Source organism: Ochrobactrum sp. PL_is483, from assembly GCF_055816855.1.
Genome location: NZ_JBVPGS010000029.1, coordinates 106,530 through 125,417, shown reverse-complemented (window position 1 = coordinate 125,417; position 18,888 = coordinate 106,530). Strand labels below are relative to the sequence as shown.

14 protein-coding genes and 1 pseudogene are annotated in these 18,888 nt (G+C 57.7%); 2 read left to right on the top strand and 13 right to left on the bottom strand.

Annotated elements, in window-relative coordinates; translation table 11 throughout:
- Positions 1 to 184: 184 nt before the first annotated feature.
- Entirely contained in the window at positions 185 to 700 is a 516-nt protein-coding gene (gene ssb / locus AC0TNJ_RS06085; protein WP_006470425.1) for a single-stranded DNA-binding protein, read from the bottom strand.
- A gap of 990 nt (positions 701 to 1,690) precedes the next feature.
- Here ssb and uvrA point away from each other — a divergent pair.
- Positions 1,691 to 4,615: an excinuclease ABC subunit UvrA gene (gene uvrA / locus AC0TNJ_RS06080; RefSeq protein WP_473770565.1), complete on the top strand. Its 2,925-nt coding sequence runs from the start codon at positions 1,691 to 1,693 to the stop codon at positions 4,613 to 4,615.
- A 120-nt stretch (positions 4,616 to 4,735) separates the two neighbouring features.
- Entirely contained in the window at positions 4,736 to 5,317 is a 582-nt protein-coding gene (locus tag AC0TNJ_RS06075; RefSeq protein WP_473770564.1) for a hypothetical protein, read from the top strand.
- 43 nt (positions 5,318 to 5,360) lie between these two features.
- Here AC0TNJ_RS06075 and AC0TNJ_RS06070 read toward each other — a convergent pair whose 3' ends face one another.
- From AC0TNJ_RS06070 to AC0TNJ_RS06015, 12 genes and pseudogenes are all read right to left on the bottom strand, one after another.
- Positions 5,361 to 5,681, bottom strand: coding sequence for a hypothetical protein (locus AC0TNJ_RS06070; protein ID WP_473769111.1), 321 nt, complete (start codon positions 5,679 to 5,681; stop codon positions 5,361 to 5,363).
- A 200-nt stretch (positions 5,682 to 5,881) separates the two neighbouring features.
- Positions 5,882 to 6,157: an HU family DNA-binding protein gene (locus AC0TNJ_RS06065; protein WP_006470422.1), complete on the bottom strand. Its 276-nt coding sequence runs from the start codon at positions 6,155 to 6,157 to the stop codon at positions 5,882 to 5,884.
- Positions 6,158 to 6,227: 70 nt separating this feature from the next.
- Complete coding sequence (locus AC0TNJ_RS06060) at positions 6,228 to 6,383, bottom strand: hypothetical protein (protein ID WP_473770563.1); 156 nt, start codon at positions 6,381 to 6,383, stop codon at positions 6,228 to 6,230.
- 51 nt (positions 6,384 to 6,434) lie between these two features.
- Positions 6,435 to 8,873: an endopeptidase La gene (gene lon, locus AC0TNJ_RS06055; RefSeq protein WP_473770562.1), complete on the bottom strand. Its 2,439-nt coding sequence runs from the start codon at positions 8,871 to 8,873 to the stop codon at positions 6,435 to 6,437.
- Positions 8,874 to 9,179: 306 nt separating this feature from the next.
- A complete protein-coding gene (gene clpX, locus AC0TNJ_RS06050; protein ID WP_121983125.1) occupies positions 9,180 to 10,454 on the bottom strand; it encodes an ATP-dependent Clp protease ATP-binding subunit ClpX in 1,275 nt (424 codons plus the stop codon).
- A gap of 397 nt (positions 10,455 to 10,851) precedes the next feature.
- Positions 10,852 to 11,481, bottom strand: coding sequence for an ATP-dependent Clp endopeptidase proteolytic subunit ClpP (gene clpP, locus AC0TNJ_RS06045; protein ID WP_112588234.1), 630 nt, complete (start codon positions 11,479 to 11,481; stop codon positions 10,852 to 10,854).
- Between the two features lie 95 nt (positions 11,482 to 11,576).
- Positions 11,577 to 12,995 carry a GTPase HflX gene (hflX, locus tag AC0TNJ_RS06040; protein WP_473770561.1) on the bottom strand — a complete coding sequence of 473 codons (1,419 nt, stop codon included), beginning with the start codon at positions 12,993 to 12,995 and terminating at the stop codon, positions 11,577 to 11,579.
- Positions 12,996 to 13,197: 202 nt separating this feature from the next.
- Positions 13,198 to 13,434 (bottom strand): RNA chaperone Hfq, encoded by a 237-nt coding sequence (gene hfq / locus AC0TNJ_RS06035; RefSeq protein WP_002964239.1) that lies wholly within the window; start codon positions 13,432 to 13,434, stop codon positions 13,198 to 13,200.
- Positions 13,435 to 13,439: 5 nt separating this feature from the next.
- Positions 13,440 to 13,655 (bottom strand): annotated as a pseudogene (locus tag AC0TNJ_RS06030) (hypothetical protein).
- Between the two features lie 59 nt (positions 13,656 to 13,714).
- Positions 13,715 to 15,091 (bottom strand): Trk system potassium transporter TrkA, encoded by a 1,377-nt coding sequence (gene trkA / locus AC0TNJ_RS06025; RefSeq protein ID WP_122003337.1) that lies wholly within the window; start codon positions 15,089 to 15,091, stop codon positions 13,715 to 13,717.
- Between the two features lie 31 nt (positions 15,092 to 15,122).
- On the bottom strand, positions 15,123 to 16,484 hold the full coding sequence (gene ntrX, locus AC0TNJ_RS06020) for a nitrogen assimilation response regulator NtrX (protein WP_122003336.1): 1,362 nt from the start codon (positions 16,482 to 16,484) through the stop codon (positions 15,123 to 15,125).
- 1 nt (position 16,485) lies between these two features.
- On the bottom strand, positions 16,486 to 18,843 hold the full coding sequence (locus AC0TNJ_RS06015) for a sensor histidine kinase NtrY-like (RefSeq protein WP_473770560.1): 2,358 nt from the start codon (positions 18,841 to 18,843) through the stop codon (positions 16,486 to 16,488).
- Positions 18,844 to 18,888 lie beyond the last annotated feature (45 nt).

Sequence of the window (18,888 nt, the reverse complement as noted above, 5' to 3'; positions counted from 1 at the left end):
CTTGAATTCAGTCCGTTGGACTGATTTCCCTGCGTAGGTGGTTCCCCTTTTCGGAATCATGCTCCGGTTTCAGGCGAGGGATTTCAGCCGATTTGGACGCCAGAACATCAATTCAACAAACAGAAAAGGCGCCGTAAAACAGCGCCTTATCGAATTTCACTAATGAATTGGATTATACTCGTTCTCAGAACGGAATTTCGTCGTCCAGATCGCGGGAGAAACCGCCGCCGCTGCCGCCGCCCGAAGATGGGCCGGACGACCCGAAATCACCGCCGCCACCGGAGTAATCCGACATCTGGTTGCGGTTGCCGCCGCCGCCAAACGAACGGCCCTCACCGCCGCCTTCGCCACGGCTGTCGAGCATCTGAAGTTCACCGCGGAACTTCTGCAGCACGACTTCCGTCGAGTAACGGTCATTGCCGTTCTGGTCCTGCCATTTGCGGGTCTGGAGCGCGCCTTCGATATAAACCTTGGCGCCCTTCTTCAGATACTGTTCCGCGACCTTGGCAAGGTTCTCGTTGAAAATGACGACGCTGTGCCATTCGGTGCGGTCCTTGCGTTCGCCGGTCTGACGGTCGCGCCAGCTTTCCGACGTTGCAATGCGCAGATTGGCAACCACATCGCCCGAGTTCAGGCGACGAATTTCCGGATCGGCACCAAGATTGCCGACCAGAATGACTTTGTTGACGCTACCAGCCATCGAAAAATTACTCCGGGTCTCGCACGCGCACCCTTTCCGCATGTCTTCGCACGGACAAGAGGCGCTTTCCAAATGAAGGCTCAGGCGCAATGATGCGCCATCACCAGAAACTCATATGTTCACCTTACAGGACTGGCTCAATGAGCGCTCAATCCGGCGCGGTGAATTTGTCAATGTCCACAGAGTTTATGTTCTTGTTTTGTTCAAATTGCAACCTTCAACACTAAAAAGACATGCGTTCGCCACAAATTTTCATGGGTTTTTGCACCATTTCCTGTACGGAAAATGCAGTTTTCCTTATTTCAGCGCGAAAAACCGCATCTGCCTTAATTTCAAAACAGCCTTCGCGTGCCTCAGGAATCGACAACCGCAGGGGCTCCGCGAGGCCGTTCAGATTTCCAAGGAAAAGCCCTGCCGCTCACTGTATCTTTGGCGCGCAGGGCTTGGGGTTGGAGCGATGCTCATGTGTCGGCAATAATTCGCCAACAGGTGGTTTCGGATCACAAAGGCGCACGGCCATTTGCATTCCGCGCAAATTCAAATTGTCGGCAATCGCACTTTCGATCAACGAGGCATCATTCCTTGCGAAATGATGCTGCCGCAACCGAAACGGATCGTGCTTTCATCCTTGTGAAAGCTAGGCAACGTAGTCAGGTGGACTCATGCTCCTTTACCTCCCTACTGGATCTCCCGCCTCCTGCGGACCTCTTGCCGATGCCGTGTCATCCCACCGCGGCACCTCTCCGCTATCAGCGAGTAAGGGTAGTCTGCTCCTGTCAGGAGTGACAGTCAACGCTCTTGCGTTCACATTTCGTATCGCCTATCAGAAGGCTGGTTGTTCGATATTTGTTCTAATGATAAGAGTGCACCGATGAATGACCCGAGACCCCTTCTTATTGGAGGGTTCCACCCCATATTAGGTACCGGCGCGACGTGTTTCACCATTCGGCGCCCGTTTATCCATGGCATAATGAGCAGGCAGGACGCGGAATGAGCGATCAGAAATTCATTTCCATACGTGGCGCGCGCGAACACAACTTGAAAAATGTCGATCTCGATCTGCCTCGCGACAAGCTGATCGTGATGACGGGTCTTTCCGGCTCGGGCAAATCCTCGCTTGCCTTCGATACGATCTATGCGGAAGGCCAGCGCCGCTATGTCGAAAGCCTTTCGGCCTATGCGCGCCAGTTCCTGGAAATGATGCAGAAGCCGGATGTCGACCAGATCGACGGCCTGTCGCCCGCCATTTCCATCGAGCAGAAGACGACGAGCCGCAATCCGCGTTCGACGGTCGGCACCGTCACCGAAATCTACGATTATATGCGCCTGCTCTTCGCGCGTGTCGGCGTGCCCTATTCGCCCGCGACCGGCCTGCCCATCGAAAGCCAGACCGTCAGCCAGATGGTTGATCGCGTCATGGCGCTTGAGGAAGGCACCCGCCTCTATATCCTCGCGCCCATCGTGCGCGGCCGCAAGGGCGAGTACAAGAAGGAATTGGCCGAGCTCCAGAAAAAGGGTTTTCAGCGCGTCAAGGTAGACGGCACCTTCTATGAAATCACCGACGTTCCGGCGCTGGACAAGAAGTACAAGCACGATATCGACGTGGTGGTTGACCGCGTCGTGGTGCGCGCGGACCTTTCAACCCGCCTCGCCGACAGCCTTGAAACCTGCCTCAAGCTTGCCGAAGGTCTGGCCGTTGCCGAATTTGCCGACAAGCCGCTGCCGCCCGAAGAAACGGCGGAAGGCGGCGCTGCCAACAAGTCGGCCAACGAAACCCACGAGCGGATTCTTTTCTCGGAAAAGTTCGCCTGCCCGGTTTCCGGCTTCACCATTCCCGAAATCGAGCCGCGCCTGTTCTCGTTCAACAATCCATTCGGCGCCTGCCCGACCTGTGACGGTCTCGGCACCCAGCAGGCCATCGATCCGAATCTGATCGTTCCCGACGAAACGGCAGTGTTGAAGGACGGCGCGATTGCCCCGTGGGCGCGATCCTCCTCGCCTTACTATAATCAAACGCTGGAAGCGCTCGGCAAAGCCTATGGCTTCAAGATCGGCGCAAAATGGGCTGATCTCTCGGAAGAAGCGCAGCAAGCCATTCTTTATGGCACCAAAGGCAAGGAAATCACCTTTCAGTATGATGACGGCTTGCGCTCTTACCAGACGACAAAGCCGTTCGAGGGTGTCATCCCCAATCTGGAACGCCGCTGGAAGGAGACCGATTCCGCCTGGTCGCGTGAAGATATCGAGCGCTTCATGGCCTCGACGCCCTGCCCTGCCTGTAATGGTTTCCGCCTGAAGCCGGAGGCGCTGGCGGTCAAGCTTGGCATGAAGCATATCGGTGAAATCACTGAAATGTCGATCCGCAAGGCCGATGCCTGGTTCCGTGACATTGATAGCAGCTTCAACGACAAGCAGCGCGAAATTGCCGCCCGCATCCTCAAGGAAATCCGCGAGCGCCTGCAATTCCTCAACGACGTCGGTCTCGATTACCTGACGCTGGCGCGCAATTCCGGCACATTGTCGGGCGGAGAAAGCCAGCGCATCCGTCTTGCCTCGCAGATCGGCTCCGGCCTGACCGGCGTGCTTTACGTGCTGGATGAACCGTCCATCGGCCTGCATCAGCGCGACAATGCCCGCCTTCTCGACACGCTGCGCCATCTGCGCGATCTCGGCAATACGGTCATCGTGGTCGAACATGATGAAGATGCGATCCTGACCGCCGATTATGTGGTCGATATCGGCCCGGCGGCTGGTGTCCACGGCGGCAAGATCATCGCTCAGGGGTCGCCGCAGGATGTGATGTCCAACGCAAACTCATTGACCGGCAAATATCTGTCAGGCGCGATGGAGGTTGCGGTTCCGGCGGAACGGCGTAAGATTGAGAAATCCAAGCGCATCCGGGTGGTGGGCGCGCGCGGCAACAACCTCAAAAATGTCTCTGCGGATATTCCGCTCGGCACGTTTACCGCCGTCACCGGCGTTTCAGGCGGCGGCAAGTCCACCTTCCTGATCGAAACGCTGTTCAAGGCCGCTTCGCGCCGCATCATGGGTTCGCGCGAGCATCCGGCAGAGCATGACCGTATCGAAGGGCTGGAATTCCTCGACAAGGTGATCGACATCGACCAGTCTCCGATTGGCCGCACCCCGCGCTCCAACCCGGCGACCTATACCGGCGCCTTCACGCCGATCCGCGACTGGTTCGCGGGTCTGCCGGAAGCCAAGGCACGCGGCTATCAGCCGGGCCGCTTCTCGTTCAACGTGAAGGGCGGGCGCTGCGAGGCCTGCCAGGGCGATGGCGTCATCAAGATCGAGATGCACTTCCTGCCGGATGTGTATGTGACTTGCGACGTCTGCCACGGCAAGCGTTACAATCGCGAAACGCTGGAAGTCCTGTTCAAAGGCAAGTCCATCGCCGATGTGCTGGATATGACGGTTGAGGAAGGCGCGGAGTTCTTCTCCGCCGTGCCCGCGGTGCGTGACAAGTTGGAAACGCTCGTCAAGGTGGGCCTCGGCTATATCAAGGTCGGCCAGCAGGCGACGACGCTTTCTGGCGGCGAAGCGCAGCGCGTGAAGCTTGCCAAGGAACTGTCGCGCCGCGCGACGGGCCGCACGCTCTATATTCTGGATGAGCCGACAACCGGCCTGCACTTCCATGACGTGGCGAAGCTTTTGGAAGTGCTGCACGAACTGGTTGAACAGGGCAATACGGTCGTGGTGATCGAGCATAATCTGGAAGTCATCAAGACCGCCGACTGGGTGATCGACCTTGGACCGGAAGGCGGCGATGGCGGCGGCGAAATCGTCGCCGTGGGCCGTCCGGAAGACATTGTGAAGGAGAAGCGCTCCTACACCGGCCACTTCCTCAAGGAACTGCTGGAACGCCGCCCCAAGCGCGATTCAGAGGCGGCGGAGTAGGAACGGCTCGCGTGTGTAGAGCCTCCAACATCCCTTGTTGATGCCTATCCCCACGGCTTTTTGCACTTTTATCGCCACTTGTGAGATAAGGTGCAAACAATCTGACCGATGGGGATAGACATGCGGCACAGCATTCTTAGCCTGGTCGTCTGTCCACTACTGGCGTTCACTGCTACGCCGGTTTTTGCTGACACGACCAACATTCTTGATCGCTACAAAGCCACCATGGAAACTCTGGTGAGCGACTTCACCAATCCAGAAGCATATCGCAAGAAGATTTTTGATGGTCTTGATGGAGACTGGTTTGCGATCAGCACTCTGGAGCCAGCTAAAATTGATCCAGCAAAACTTGATCTGTTTTGCAAACCCTCGAGTCTTGGAAGAATAGCTGTTCGGGTTCTGAACCCGTATTCATTCGAAGCGACCACGGCGCCCGCCAGCAAAAATCCGTCATCCACCATTTATACGGCCCGCTCTGAAAACCAGTTCGGTTCGTATACTGACGTTCAGCCGCTTGTGCGCAGGCTGGGGATTGCTGATGGCGACGCTGTTTCTCCGGCGGAGAAGAGAATGATATCCGCGATATTGCAAAGGAATAATGGTGTTGTGACCATTACGCGCCCCTATGACGATATGCTGCTCATTCGCTCTCCAGACACGGTTTTGATTATGGCGCGATGTCCAAAGCAGGACGCTCCGTGAGAGAGCCATATCCTTTTGGCTGCGAACAGTTTCCGGCTTTCGTCTATTTGAGCAGCTTTAATCGATAACGATCGATCATCCACAAGTGGAGGATCTGTACCGCAATCAATGCGATCAGCACTATGCCCACCGATTTTGCAGTGTATTTTTCGGGATCATGCTCCGCGGCCCAAATGAATATACCGGCCAGCACGGCGTAAAGCACCGGGGCAAAGGATAGAGCCAAGAGGCGCGGTGCCGTCCAGTTAATCTGGCCTGATAAACCCCACTGCATGGGAAGCCGCTCAAGTTCCCCAAACCGGCTGTTAGCGGCCACCGCCAGCAGCACGCTTATTGCAAAACCCATTAAACCAACGGCGAGCATAGACGCCTCCAAATCAGCCAACGATAATTGTCCACAAGGTGCCATGTTGCGACAGTATGTGGAAGCAGGTCCCCCACTTTAGCATACGAAAAAAGCCCGGATAAACCGGGCCTTCTCGACAGCCATTCGCGATCATGCCGCGAAGGCTGGAAATTTATCGTCACGATCCGTTCGAAGAGCTTTCACTCTCCAGATCATGATTAGCCGTTTACGGCGTCCTTCAGGCCCTTGCCAGCCGAGAACTTCGGCACGTTGCGAGCCGGAATAGCAACTTCCTTGCCGGTCGACGGGTTACGGCCGGTCGAGGCAGCGCGGTGCGAAACGGAGAAAACGCCGAAGCCAGGCAGACGGACTTCTTCACCAGCCTTCAGGGCGCCGGTAACAGCAGCGAGTACGGCGTCAACAGCAGTACCGGCATCAGCCTTCGTCAAACCGCCCTTTTCCGCAACTGCGGCAACCAATTCGTTCTTGTTCATTGGCATTTCCTTTCTTTATCTACCGGAACGGATAACGTGACCGGATTGGTCGGAGTTTATTCAAATCGTTTCACAAACCAAGCCTGTCAACGTGAAAAAACCCCGGAAAACCGGGGTTAAACACAGAAATGCCGGGCAATTTGCCCGGCATTTCGATTGTTGGTCCTGATAGACAGCTTCCGGCAGGACCTTCCGACTGAATCAGAATCGCCTGCCAGAAGTTCATTTCAGTGCATTCCCAAGAAGCAAACCCGTTCGAACGTTTGCCGGAAATGCCTTAATGGGGCATCGAGGCGCCAGCCTCTTCCTCGACCGAAGGGACCGGTGTCGCATTTGCGGGCTCGGTCCATTCAATCGGCTCGGGCTCGCGAACCAGAGCGTGCCTGAGCACCTCACCCACGCGGGACACCGGAACGATCTCAAGACTGTTCTTCACATTGTCCGGAATATCCGCCAGGTCCTTGGCGTTTTCTTCCGGGATCAGAACCTTCTTGATGCCGCCGCGCAGAGCCGCGAGGAGCTTTTCCTTGAGACCGCCGATTGGCAGAACGCGACCGCGCAGCGTGACTTCGCCCGTCATTGCGATGTCCTTGCGAACCGGAATGCCGGTCAGCACGGAAACGATCGCCGTGACCATGGCGATACCGGCGGACGGACCGTCCTTCGGCGTCGCGCCTTCCGGCACGTGCACGTGAATGTCGCGCTTGTCGAACAGCGGAGGCTCGATGCCGAAGTCGATTGCCCTGCTGCGGACATAAGATGCCGCCGCCGAGATCGATTCCTTCATCACGTCGCGGAGATTACCCGTGACGGTCATGCGGCCCTTGCCGGGCATCATGACGCCTTCGATGGTCAGCAACTCGCCGCCGACTTCCGTCCAGGCAAGGCCCGTCACGACGCCAACCTGATCTTCGCCGTCGATCTGGCCGAAGCGGAACCGCTCGACACCCAAATAGTCGGAGAGGTTCTTGTCGGTGACTTTCACCGACTTCTTCTTCGACTTCAGGATTTCGGTCACGGCCTTGCGCGCCAGCGTCATCAGTTCGCGTTCGAGGCTGCGCACACCTGCTTCCCGCGTGTAAAGGCGGATAACATTGCGCAGTGCTTCGTCCGTGACCGAAAACTCCTTCGGTTGCAGGGCGTGGTCCTTGATTGCCTTCGGCAGCAGGTGCCGCTTGGCGATCTCGAGCTTTTCATCCTCGGTGTAGCCGGCAATACGGATGATCTCCATACGATCCAGCAACGGACCCGGAATATTCAGCGTATTGGCCGTCGTCACGAACATGACGTTCGACAGGTCATATTCGACCTCAAGGTAGTGATCCATGAAGGTCGAGTTCTGTTCAGGGTCCAGCACCTCGAGCATGGCCGACGACGGATCGCCGCGGAAATCCTGGCCCATCTTGTCGATTTCATCGAGCAGGAAGAGAGGGTTGGACTTCTTCGCCTTCTTCATCGACTGGATGACCTTGCCGGGCATCGAGCCGATATAGGTGCGGCGGTGACCGCGGATTTCGGCCTCGTCGCGCACGCCGCCAAGCGACATGCGGACATATTCACGGCCTGTCGCCTTGGCGATCGAACGGGCGAGCGAGGTCTTGCCGACGCCGGGAGGTCCGACGAGGCAGAGGATCGGGCCCTTGATCTTGGTCGAGCGAGCCTGCACCGCGAGATATTCGACGATGCGCTCCTTGACCTTGTCGAGCCCGAAATGCTCGTCATCAAGCACTTCCTCGGCAAAATTCAGGTCCTGCTTGATCTTCGACTTCTTGCCCCACGGAATGGACAGCAGCCAGTCGAGATAGTTGCGCACGACCGTTGCCTCGGCAGACATCGGGCTCATGGAGCGCAGCTTCTTCAGCTCGGCCTGTGCCTTTTCGCGGGCTTCCTTGGAAAGCTTGGTCTTGTTGATGCGTTCTTCGAGTTCAGCCGCTTCGTCGCGACCGTCCTCGCCGTCGCCAAGCTCCTTCTGGATCGCCTTCATCTGCTCGTTGAGATAGTATTCGCGCTGCGTCTTCTCCATCTGGCGCTTGACGCGGCTGCGGATACGCTTCTCAACCTGCAGAACCGAGATTTCGGCTTCCATGAAGGAAAGTGCCTTCTCAAGGCGCTCGCGCACCGAGAGGATGGACAGCATTTCCTGCTTCTCGGGAATCTTGATCGCGAGATGCGAGGCCACCGTGTCGGCAAGCTTGGAATAATCGTCGATCTGGCTGGCGGCGCCAACCACTTCCGGCGAAATCTTCTTGTTCAGCTTGACGTAGTTTTCGAAGTCGGAAACCACCGAGCGGGCAAGCGCCTCGATCTCGACGGCATCTTCATCCGGCTCCGGCAGAGCCGCAGCATAGGCCTCGTGATAGTCCTCACGGTCGGTGAACTTGGAAACCTTGGCGCGCGCCGTTCCTTCGACCAGCACCTTGACGGTGCCGTCCGGCAGCTTCAAAAGCTGAAGCACATTGGCAATCGTGCCGATTTCATAAATCGCATCCGGTGCCGGATCGTCATCGGCGGCGTTCTTCTGGGTGGCAAGCAATATCTGCTTGTCCACGCCCATCACTTCCTCCAGCGCGCGAATGGACTTCTCGCGGCCGACAAAAAGCGGAACGATCATATGGGGGAAAACGACGATGTCACGCAACGGCAAAACGGCATAGAGCCCGTCCGCGCCGCCCGCTTCAGAGCCACCCAGTGGTGTCTTCTGTTCAGTACTCGTCATAGTTCAAGTCCTTTCTCAGGTTTTTCAACCTGACTGCCACATCCGCGCCCCCTTTCGTCATGAGGCAGGTCACGAATGTGCTTTGGTCCATACTTGGAGAGCCTAACCCGGCAATTCAATAGGCTTTATCGGGCCGACTTTCATAGAATCGTCATCTATCCTGCGCTGTGCGGTGCATTAGTACAATATCCAGCTTAGCATGTACCCTGATTGCTGTGCCCTGCAATAGTTGCAGGTTGAGCCCCACGCAAGCTCAGCACATGAAAAAGGCCGCTTGCGCGGCCTTTTGATCGGTCATCTTTCCGCTCAGGCGGAAACATTACCCTTTTCGTCCTGCCGCTCGGCATAGATATAGAGCGGACGGGCGCTGCCATCCACCACATCACCGGAAATAACCACCTCCTGCACGCCTTCCAGCGTCGGAAGCTCGAACATCGTATCGAGCAGGATCTTTTCCATGATCGAACGCAATCCGCGTGCACCCGTCTTGCGCTCGACCGCCTTGTTGGCAATCGCCCGCAGGGCATCGTCGTGGAAGCTCAGCTCGACATTTTCCATATCGAACAGGCGCTGATACTGCTTCACGAGCGCATTCTTCGGCTCGGTCAGGATTTGTACCAGAGCGTCGACATCGAGGTCTTCGAGCGTCGCGATTACCGGCAGACGGCCAACGAATTCCGGAATGAGGCCGAATTTCAGAAGATCTTCCGGCTCCAGTTCCTTGAACACGTCACCGATGCGGCGTTCATCGACCGACTTGACGGTTGCGCCGAAGCCGATGGAGGTCTTTTCACCGCGTGCGGAGATGATCTTGTCCAGACCGGCAAAAGCGCCGCCGCAGATGAAGAGAATGTTCGTCGTGTCCACCTGCAGGAATTCCTGCTGCGGATGTTTGCGGCCGCCCTGCGGCGGCACGGAAGCGACGGTGCCTTCCATGATCTTCAGAAGCGCCTGCTGGACGCCCTCGCCCGACACGTCGCGCGTGATGGACGGATTGTCCGACTTGCGGCTGATCTTGTCGACTTCGTCGATATAGACGATGCCGCGCTGTGCGCGTTCCACGTTGTAATCGGCAGCCTGAAGCAGCTTCAGGATGATGTTCTCGACATCTTCACCGACATAGCCTGCTTCCGTCAGCGTCGTCGCATCGGCCATGGTGAACGGCACATCGATGATGCGGGCGAGCGTCTGGGCAAGATAGGTCTTGCCGCAGCCCGTGGGACCCACGAGCAGAATGTTCGACTTCGCAAGCTCGATGTCGCTGTTCTTCGACTGATGGGCGAGACGCTTGTAGTGATTGTGTACCGCAACCGACAGAACGCGCTTGGCATCCTTCTGGCCGATGACGTAATCGTCAAGAACGGCCATGATTTCCTGCGGCGTCGGCACGCCCTCGCGCGACTTCACCATGGAGGATTTGTTTTCCTCGCGGATGATGTCCATGCAGAGTTCGACGCACTCGTCGCAGATGAAAACGGTCGGGCCTGCAATCAGCTTGCGCACTTCATGCTGGCTTTTGCCGCAGAACGAGCAATAAAGCGTATTCTTGGAATCGCCGCCGCTGTTGCTGACTTTGCTCATCGCAGTTTCCTTTCAATTGACCGAAATGAACGCAAGGCGTCCAGATCGATCGTTTCTTCCGGTTCGGACCCAGTGCTGGAGGAGAAACGCACCTCCCGCCGCTCATGACAGCAGCAGATACGCGCTTGCCGTCATCCAGGGCCTGTAGTCTCAGGATTCCTCTCACCGCATGGCTCCCCGACCGAAGGAGCCATATGGGGACTGTTGCAGAAGCTGCACCGCCGAACAAATGAAAAATATGTTCCCGGCAAAGATTCGGCATAATCCGGCCAAGTTTAGCGCCCCGAACCCCAACAGATGCTTAACGCGGCGCGTTAACCATCACGTAGTTGCAAGAAATGGGCCCCTTTTGTGGCAAAGGGCGCTAAAAACAGGCGCGAGCCGGAGATTCCGGCTCTTACTTCGATTCGTCCGCGCCAACGTCGCGCGCTTCGACCACCTTGTCGATGAGGCCGAATTCGAGCGCTTCCTGTGCGGTCATGAAGTGGTCGCGGTCGAGCGTGCGTTCGATCGTCTCGTAATCGCGGCCCGTGTGCTTGACGTAGATCTCGTTCAGGCGGCGCTTCATCTTGATGATGTCCTGCGCATGGCGCTCAATGTCCGAGGCCTGGCCCTGGAAGCCCCCCGATGGCTGGTGGACCATGATACGGGCATTCGGCAGCGCATAACGCTGACCGGTGGCGCCTGCCGTCAGAAGCAGCGAGCCCATCGAAGCAGCCTGCCCCATGCAAAGCGTGGAAACCGGCGGGCGGATGAACTGCATCGTATCATAGATCGCCATGCCGGACGTCACGACGCCGCCGGGCGAATTGATGTACATGTTGATCTCTTTCTTCGGGTTTTCCGCTTCGAGAAAGAGAAGCTGCGCGCATACCAGCATCGACATTCCGTCTTCAACCGGTCCGTTCACGAAGATGATGCGTTCCTTCAGAAGGCGCGAGAAAATATCATAGGCCCGTTCGCCACGGTTGGTCTGCTCAACCACCATCGGGACGAGGTTCATGACGGTTTCGATCGGATCTCTCATTATGGGCCTCTGGATAACTTTATGGCGAAGTGAATAATTCTGAATCGTACGTTTCCATACATAGGTCGTTGCGCCCCTGTTCCGCAAGTGGCGCTCTATTCCCAGTCGGTCTCCGGCTTTTCAGGCCGAATCCCGCGTTTCTCGTCCAGCGTCTTGCGGGCTACTTCCGTCAGTCGGGCCCTGATGCGAACGGAGCCGTCTTCCAGATTCTCGCGCTCGACATTGCTGCCATGCTGGTAAATCCAGTCGAGAAGATGAAGCTCGAAAGGAGACAGCAGCACATCGACCGCGCCGAGCGAACCCGCTATCCGGGTTTCGATCAGCGAAAGCAACCTGTCAACGCCTTCACCGGTAATGGCCGAAAGCGGAATGGGACGCCCCTCCTCGCTGCCGGCAGCAGCAAGACGCAAGGCGGCTTCGCGCCCGCTTTCATCGAGATTGTCGATCTTGTTCCAGATTTCGACGACGCGCTTGCGGTCCTGAGGCTCGATGCCCAGGCCCGCCAGAATGCTTTCCACGTCTTCGGCCTGCGCCGCATTGTCCGGATCGGAAATGTCGCGGACATGCAGGATCAGATCGGCTTCAACCACTTCTTCGAGCGTGGCGCGGAATGCGGCGACCAGATGGTGCGGGAGGTTCGAGATGAAACCCACCGTATCCGACAGGATAACCGTCTCGCCATGCGGCAGGCGAATGCGGCGCAATGTCGGGTCGAGCGTCGCGAAGAGCATGTCTTCTGCGAGCACTTCCGCACCCGTCATGCGATTGAAAAGCGTGGACTTTCCAGCATTGGTATAGCCGACGAGCGCGACAATCGGATGCGGCACCTTGCGCCGCTTCTGGCGATGCAGGGTGCGGGTTCGCACCACCGTTTCAAGCTCGCGCTTGATCTTCAGAATCTTGTCCTGCAGCAAACGACGGTCGGCTTCGATCTGGGTTTCACCCGGACCGCCGAGGAAGCCGCCACCGCCGCGCTGGCGTTCAAGGTGGGTCCAGCTTCGGACCAGACGGCCCTTCTGATAGTTCAGATGCGCCAGTTCGACCTGCAACGCGCCTTCCTTGGTGCGCGCGCGCTCGCCGAAAATTTCAAGGATAAGTCCCGTTCGGTCGATGACCTTGACGTTCCATTCCTTTTCGAGATTGCGCTGCTGCACCGGGGTCAGTGCGTGATCGACGATCACGAGCCCTATGGCCTTTTCTTTCACAACCTCGGCAATTGCTTCCACCTTGCCCGTGCCCAGAAGGGTCGCGGGGCGAGGATTGGCAACAATGGCTATTTCGGCATGTTCGATGTCGAGGCTGATCGCGCGGGCAAGTCCGACGGCTTCTTCAAGACGCGCCTCATTCGAGCGCTGGAATTCGGGGCGAGCCCCATCTTCCGCTGACGTACCCGTATTATACCGCTCTGGAAGGATGGGAACGATAACGGCTGCCCTTGTGGGCTCTGGTTCTGAAAATTCGAAACCCTTGTCTGCATCGGCAGATGTCGGCTTCTTATCCTTGAATTTGGACAATGTTCACTCCGGGGACGCGGAAACGCGCTTTATCTGCCCATGCAGATAAGTCACCGCGAAAGCTGTTTCAAATGAAAGACGCCCCGGACTGTTTAAACATGACGAGCCGGACAGGCAGTGCATGTCCGGCTATCATCCGCAGAAACAAAAAACTGGAGCGAAACAACGTCGGCCATTGCGCTCCAATGCCATTCGGAAAGCGTCAGGCTTCTTCGCCTTCGAACATCTGCACTGGCTGGCTTGGCATGATCGTCGAGATCGCATGCTTGTAGACAAGCTGCGAATGACCGTCACGGCGCAGAAGCACGCAGAAATTATCGAAAGACGTTACAATGCCGGTCAGTTTGACGCCATTGATAAGGAAAATCGTCAGGGAAATTTTCTGCTTGCGTACAGAGTTCAGAAAAAGGTCTTGCAGATTTTGCGATCGTTCAGCCATTGTTTTTATTCCTTTAATCGATCAGCAGCCAGCTCGCGATGCGTTAAACGAACACGCGCATGCACATAAATCAAGCACCGGTGCGTGCAAAACCGATGCCCGACTGCAATTGCTGTGGAAAGACAACTGCTTCGCTATTCAGCTTCGGTTAACAGGATGGGAATCTTTGTGCAACCGTCAATTTCATTAGCCTCCTGCCAAATTCTGACAGGGCCGACCATACAGGGACCTCAAATGTCACGCCAAACTTGGCGAAACCTCTTTGTCCCTGAGCCGTCGATCAGAAGAACTCCAGACTGACACGGAACATCTGCTCAACGTGTTTTACTGCGTCGGATGTTGCGAAAATGACGACGCGATCCTTCGGCTTGATGCGCACATCGCCATTCGGGCGGATCACCTGCCCGTCACGATAAATCGCACCGATTCGCAGGCCTTCCGGCAAGTCGAGATCGCGCAACGGCGCGCCGACGAGCGAGGATGTTTCCAGAGCCTCGGCTTCGATCAGTTCGGCCATGTCGCGATAAACGCTATAGACCGCACGGATTCGGCCTCGCCGGACATGCTGGAGGATTTTGGAAATCGTGACCGCCTTCGGGTTTATATAGGCGTCGATCCCCACCATGTGGGTGAAATCCTGATAGGCAACCGTATTGAGCAGGGCCATATTGGACTTGCAGCCCAACCGTTTCGCCATGATGCTCGACAGGATATTGACCTGATCCTGATTGGTCAGCGCGACCATGAGGTCGGCGTCCTGAATATCGGCCTCCTGGAGCAGGTTCTGGTCGAGCGCGCTGCCATGCAAGACCATGGTGCGCTTTAACTGATCGGCGATGGCGAAGGCGCGCTCGTGCTCGCTTTCGATCATCTTGACGCGCGTGTGCCATTTGCGGTCCTCAATGGCCTTGGCGACGTACAAGCCGATATTGCCGCCGCCCGCGATAACGATGCGGCTGGCTTCCGGTTTCTCATGCCCGAACAGACCCAATGTGCGGCGGACCTGCTCGCGCGTCGTCACCACATAAGCGAGGTCACCGGCATTCAGTTCGTCCGAAGAACGCGGGATGAAAAGGCTGTCATTGCGCACCACGCCGACGACGGTTGCCGCAAGATCGGGAAACAGATCGGTCAGCTGCTTCAGTGGCGTATTGATGACCGGACATTCCTCAAGACATTCGATGGCTAGGCCGATGATCTTGTCGTCGGCAAAGCGCAGCACGTCCGTCGCGCCCTGCAAGGCGATGCGCCGCAGGACCACCTCGCCCACTTCCACCTCTGGCGAGATGATGACGTCGATCGGCAGGTTTTCGCGCAGGAACAGGTCCTGATATTCGGCCTTGAGGTAAGACTGGGCGCGGATGCGGGCGATCTTGGTGGGCACGTTGAAGACCGAATGCGCCACCTGACAGGCCACCATATTGACCTCGTCGGACAAGGTGACGGCGATAATCATATCCGCTTCGTCGGCGCCAGCGGCAGCAAGCACGTCCGGTTGCGAGCCGTGCCCGACAAATCCGCGCACATCAAGCGTGTCGCGCACGATCTCGATATGGCGGGCCGAGGTGTCGATAACCGAGACATCGTTTTCCTCGGCGGCAAGCCGCTCGGCGATGCCGTATCCGACCTGCCCTGCTCCGCAAACGATTACCCGCATGACCGCTCCGCCTGCCCGAACCTTGATTTCATCATACGCCGAGAGATTTCAGTTTGCGATGAAGCGCCGAACGCTCCATGCCAACAAACTCCGCCGTGCGTGAAATATTGCCGCCAAACCGGTTGATCTGCGCGATCAGATATTCCTTCTCGAAACGCTCGCGCGCCTCACGCAGCGGAAGCGCCATGATGTGCTGGTCGGATTCCGTCGGCGCGCGCGGCAGCGTGTCGCCAATTTCAGCCGGAAGAAGATCGGCTGTCACTGGTGCTTCGGGATCATCGCCGCGCGCCAGAATCATCAGGCGTTCGACATTGTTGCGAAGCTGGCGAAGATTGCCGGGCCAGCTATGCGCCTGCAAAACCGCCATCGCATCGGAGCCGATCTTGCGCGGCTTGATGCCCGCCTGTTCGGCGATCTGCTTCATGAAATACTCGACCAGTGACGGAATATCCTCGCGTCGCGCGGCAAGTGGCGGCACCTGCACCGGCACCACCGAAAGACGGTGAAACAGGTCTTCGCGGAACGTGCCCTCGGCGATCATGCCTTCGAGGTTCTGCGCCGTCGAGGAGATGATGCGCACATCCACCTTCACGCGCTTGGTGCCGCCCACGCGCTCGAACTGCTGGTCCACAAGCACACGCAAAATCTTGTTCTGCGTCTCGCGCGGCATATCGGCAACTTCATCGAGATAGAGAATGCCGCCATGGGCTTCTTCCAGCGCGCCCACCTTGCGCTCGCCGCCGTCCATTTCGGTGCCGAAAAGCTCGATCTCCATGCGTTCCGGCGTGATGGTCGCGGCATTGACCGTCACAAACGGTCCGTTGGCACGGGTGGACTGCGCATGAATGGCACGCGCTGCCAGTTCCTTGCCTGCCCCCGACGGGCCGGTGATCATGATCCGGCTGTTGGTCGGCGCCACGCGCTCGATGGTCTGGCGCAACTGGCTCATGGCAAGCGACGAGCCGATCAGTTCCAGATGATCGCCGCTGCGCTTGCGCAGGTTCGAAACTTCACGCCTCAGCTTCGAGGTTTCGAGCGCCCGCTCCGCGACGAGAATGAGGCGGTCGGCCTTGAACGGCTTTTCGATGAAGTCATAAGCGCCGCGACGGATCGCCGACACTGCCGTTTCAATGTTGCCGTGACCGGAAATCATCACGACCGGCAGTTCGGGATGCTGCTTCTTGATTTCATCGAGCAGCGCCAGACCGTCCAGACGGCTGCCTTGCAGCCAGATATCCAGAAAAACCAGCCGGGGAACGCGATCATTGATCGCGGCGAGCGCGCTGTCCGCGTCGAAAGCCGTGCGGGTTTCGTGGCCTTCATCGCTCAGAATGCCTGCAACAAGTTCCCGGATATCCGCTTCGTCATCAACTACAAGAATATCGGCAGCCATATCAAATCACCTGTCCAGCTATGTTCTTTTCGTCATTATCCGCATTGGTGCCGGCTTCGTCGGCAGGTTCCGCGCTCGCGCCCGCTTCGCCAGTGGGCGCCTGCGGAAAGACCATACGTATCATCGCGCCCCGTCCTCCGTGGAAGTCCGGTGGCGCGTCATGCAATTCCAGATGCCCGCCATGATCCTCGACGATCTTGCGGACAATCGCGAGGCCAAGGCCGGTGCCCTTCTCTCGCGTCGTCATGTAAGGTTCCAGCAGCTTCTGGCGGTCGTCGCCCGGCAGGCCCTTGCCATTGTCGATCACATCGACAAACAATTGCCCATCCGCCTGATAGGAACGGATAAGGATGTGCCCGTCATCGCCTTCCCTGGCGCGATCTTCCTTCGGAAGTCCGTCAATGGCTTCGCTGGCGTTCTTGATGACATTGCCGAACGCCTGCCCGATCAGGCGGCTGTCAAACGAACCGACCAGCCTTTCGGAGCCAAAATCGTTCTGGAAACGAATATCGCTGCGGCTGACTTCGACCAGGAAGGAAGCCTCGCGCAATGCCTCGCGCATATCCATGAGCCGCATTTCCGGCTTCGGCATGCGGGCAAAGGCGGAGAATTCATCGACCATGCGCCCGATATCGCCAACCTGGCGAATGATCGTATCCGTGCACTGGTCGAAAACCTCGCGATCCTCGGTAATCACCTTGCCGTAGCGGCGACGAATGCGTTCTGCGGAAAGCTGGATCGGGGTGAGCGGGTTCTTGATCTCATGCGCAATGCGGCGCGCCACATCCGCCCAGGCGGACGAACGCTGCGCCTGCACCAGATCGGTAATGTCATCCACCGTCACCACATAGGAATGATCTTCGGATTCCGTATCCTCGACCGTCACCTGCACGTTGAAGGTACGCGCCACGCCGCCACGGGTCATGCTGACCTGCTCGCGGTGAACGGCACGTCCCGTCGAACGGGCAACCTCGAAAGCCTGCCCGATCTCCGGCGCGATGCTGGTGAGGTTCCTGCCGACAGCCTCTTCCGATGTGACGCCGAACATATGTTCGGCGGAACGGTTCAGAATGGAAATGCAGCCATCCGTCTCGATGCCGATGACGCCCGCCGTCACGCCTGAAAGCACGGCCTCGGAGAACCGGCGGCGCTCGTCAATCTGGTCCTTGGCGGAAAGCAGCTCATTACGCTGGCTCTTAAGTTCGGCGACCATGTTGTTGAAAGTACCGGACAATGCGCCGACGTCTCCATCGGAGGTGCGTACCGGCACCGAGACGTCGAGATTACCCGCCGCCACATCGTCGGACGCGCCGATCAGCAGCCGGATCGGACGCACCAGCCGGTCGGCCACGGCAATCCCGGTCCAGATCGCCGAAAGCAGCACGATCAGCGTCAGGCCGAAATAGAGCAGCGCGAAGGCGATCTGCGTCGGAATGCGGTTGGCATCCATCTCCTGATAGCGCTGGGTGTTGGCTTCCATCAGGCGCATGGCGTCGAGAATCTGGGAATCGACGGCGCGGACCGTATAGAGATAGACGTCCGGTATCTCGCGCATCTTGATGATCGCACCGACGAAATTACTGTTGCCCGGCGGAATGATGACGGGCTTGCCGTCCGGAGCGGTCTTCAATGCATCTTCGGTCGGCGGCGGCAGGCGATCCTCGACACCGGTATCGCTTTTGACGACCACAGCGCCGTTTTCACGCACCAGAAACGCGCCGAGCAGGCCGCGACCACGCGCCTGCAGCGTCATCAACTGGACGAAGCCGCCACGATCGAGACTGTAAATGGTGCGCTGCGCATCCAGATCCTGCAACATCGAATAGGATGTGCTTTGCAGGTTGAGCGCTGTTTCACGAATATAGGCAGTGGTAAGGCTTTGCGATGAACTGACAATGTCGCGCGTATTGGTATCGAACCAGCGGTCCAGACCGAGATTGAGCGTGACCGATGCCACGATGGCAACCACAATCGCGGGGACGGCTGCGATCAGCGAAAACAGCGCGACAATGCGGACATGCAGGCGCGAAGCGGCCTTTCCAAGCCGCCGCGCCATGACGATACGGTAAACTTCGCGGCAGATCAGCAGGATCAGGAACAGGATCAGCGCGACATTGATGATGACCAATGCCAGCGTGACAGTCCGGTCCGGCGTGATCGGCGTGATGCCAATCAGAATGGCAAAAGAAATCGATGCGGTGACAAGCGCCGAAATGACAGTGATAATGCCCGGAAGCGCCAGAAGCCTGCGCCCCTCGCCGCCTTGCGATGATTGTTTCTCGCCGTTCATGTCCGCCGTCAGATTCGCCGTGTTCATGTTAACCATGTTACCCAATAGCGTTGCATCTATGCAACGCATTGTGGCGAAAATGCAACGTTATTCTGCACGTCATCACCAATGATC

Excerpts from the sequence above, each read along its gene's own strand:
- ssb (WP_006470425.1), bottom strand. The coding sequence starts at position 700 with ATGGCTGGTAGCGTCAACAAAGTCATTCTGGTCGGCAATCTTGGTGCC.
- uvrA (WP_473770565.1), top strand. The coding sequence starts at position 1,691 with ATGAGCGATCAGAAATTCATTTCCATACGTGGCGCGCGCGAACACAAC.
- AC0TNJ_RS06075 (WP_473770564.1), top strand. The coding sequence starts at position 4,736 with ATGCGGCACAGCATTCTTAGCCTGGTCGTCTGTCCACTACTGGCGTTC.
- AC0TNJ_RS06070 (WP_473769111.1), bottom strand. The coding sequence starts at position 5,681 with ATGCTCGCCGTTGGTTTAATGGGTTTTGCAATAAGCGTGCTGCTGGCG.
- AC0TNJ_RS06065 (WP_006470422.1), bottom strand. The coding sequence starts at position 6,157 with ATGAACAAGAACGAATTGGTTGCCGCAGTTGCGGAAAAGGGCGGTTTG.
- AC0TNJ_RS06060 (WP_473770563.1), bottom strand. The coding sequence starts at position 6,383 with ATGAACTTCTGGCAGGCGATTCTGATTCAGTCGGAAGGTCCTGCCGGA.
- lon (WP_473770562.1), bottom strand. The coding sequence starts at position 8,873 with ATGACGAGTACTGAACAGAAGACACCACTGGGTGGCTCTGAAGCGGGC.
- clpX (WP_121983125.1), bottom strand. The coding sequence starts at position 10,454 with ATGAGCAAAGTCAGCAACAGCGGCGGCGATTCCAAGAATACGCTTTAT.
- clpP (WP_112588234.1), bottom strand. The coding sequence starts at position 11,481 with ATGAGAGATCCGATCGAAACCGTCATGAACCTCGTCCCGATGGTGGTT.
- hfq (WP_002964239.1), bottom strand. The coding sequence starts at position 13,434 with ATGGCTGAACGATCGCAAAATCTGCAAGACCTTTTTCTGAACTCTGTA.
- trkA (WP_122003337.1), bottom strand. The coding sequence starts at position 15,091 with ATGCGGGTAATCGTTTGCGGAGCAGGGCAGGTCGGATACGGCATCGCC.
- ntrX (WP_122003336.1), bottom strand. The coding sequence starts at position 16,484 with ATGGCTGCCGATATTCTTGTAGTTGATGACGAAGCGGATATCCGGGAA.
- AC0TNJ_RS06015 (WP_473770560.1), bottom strand. The coding sequence starts at position 18,843 with ATGCGTTGCATAGATGCAACGCTATTGGGTAACATGGTTAACATGAAC.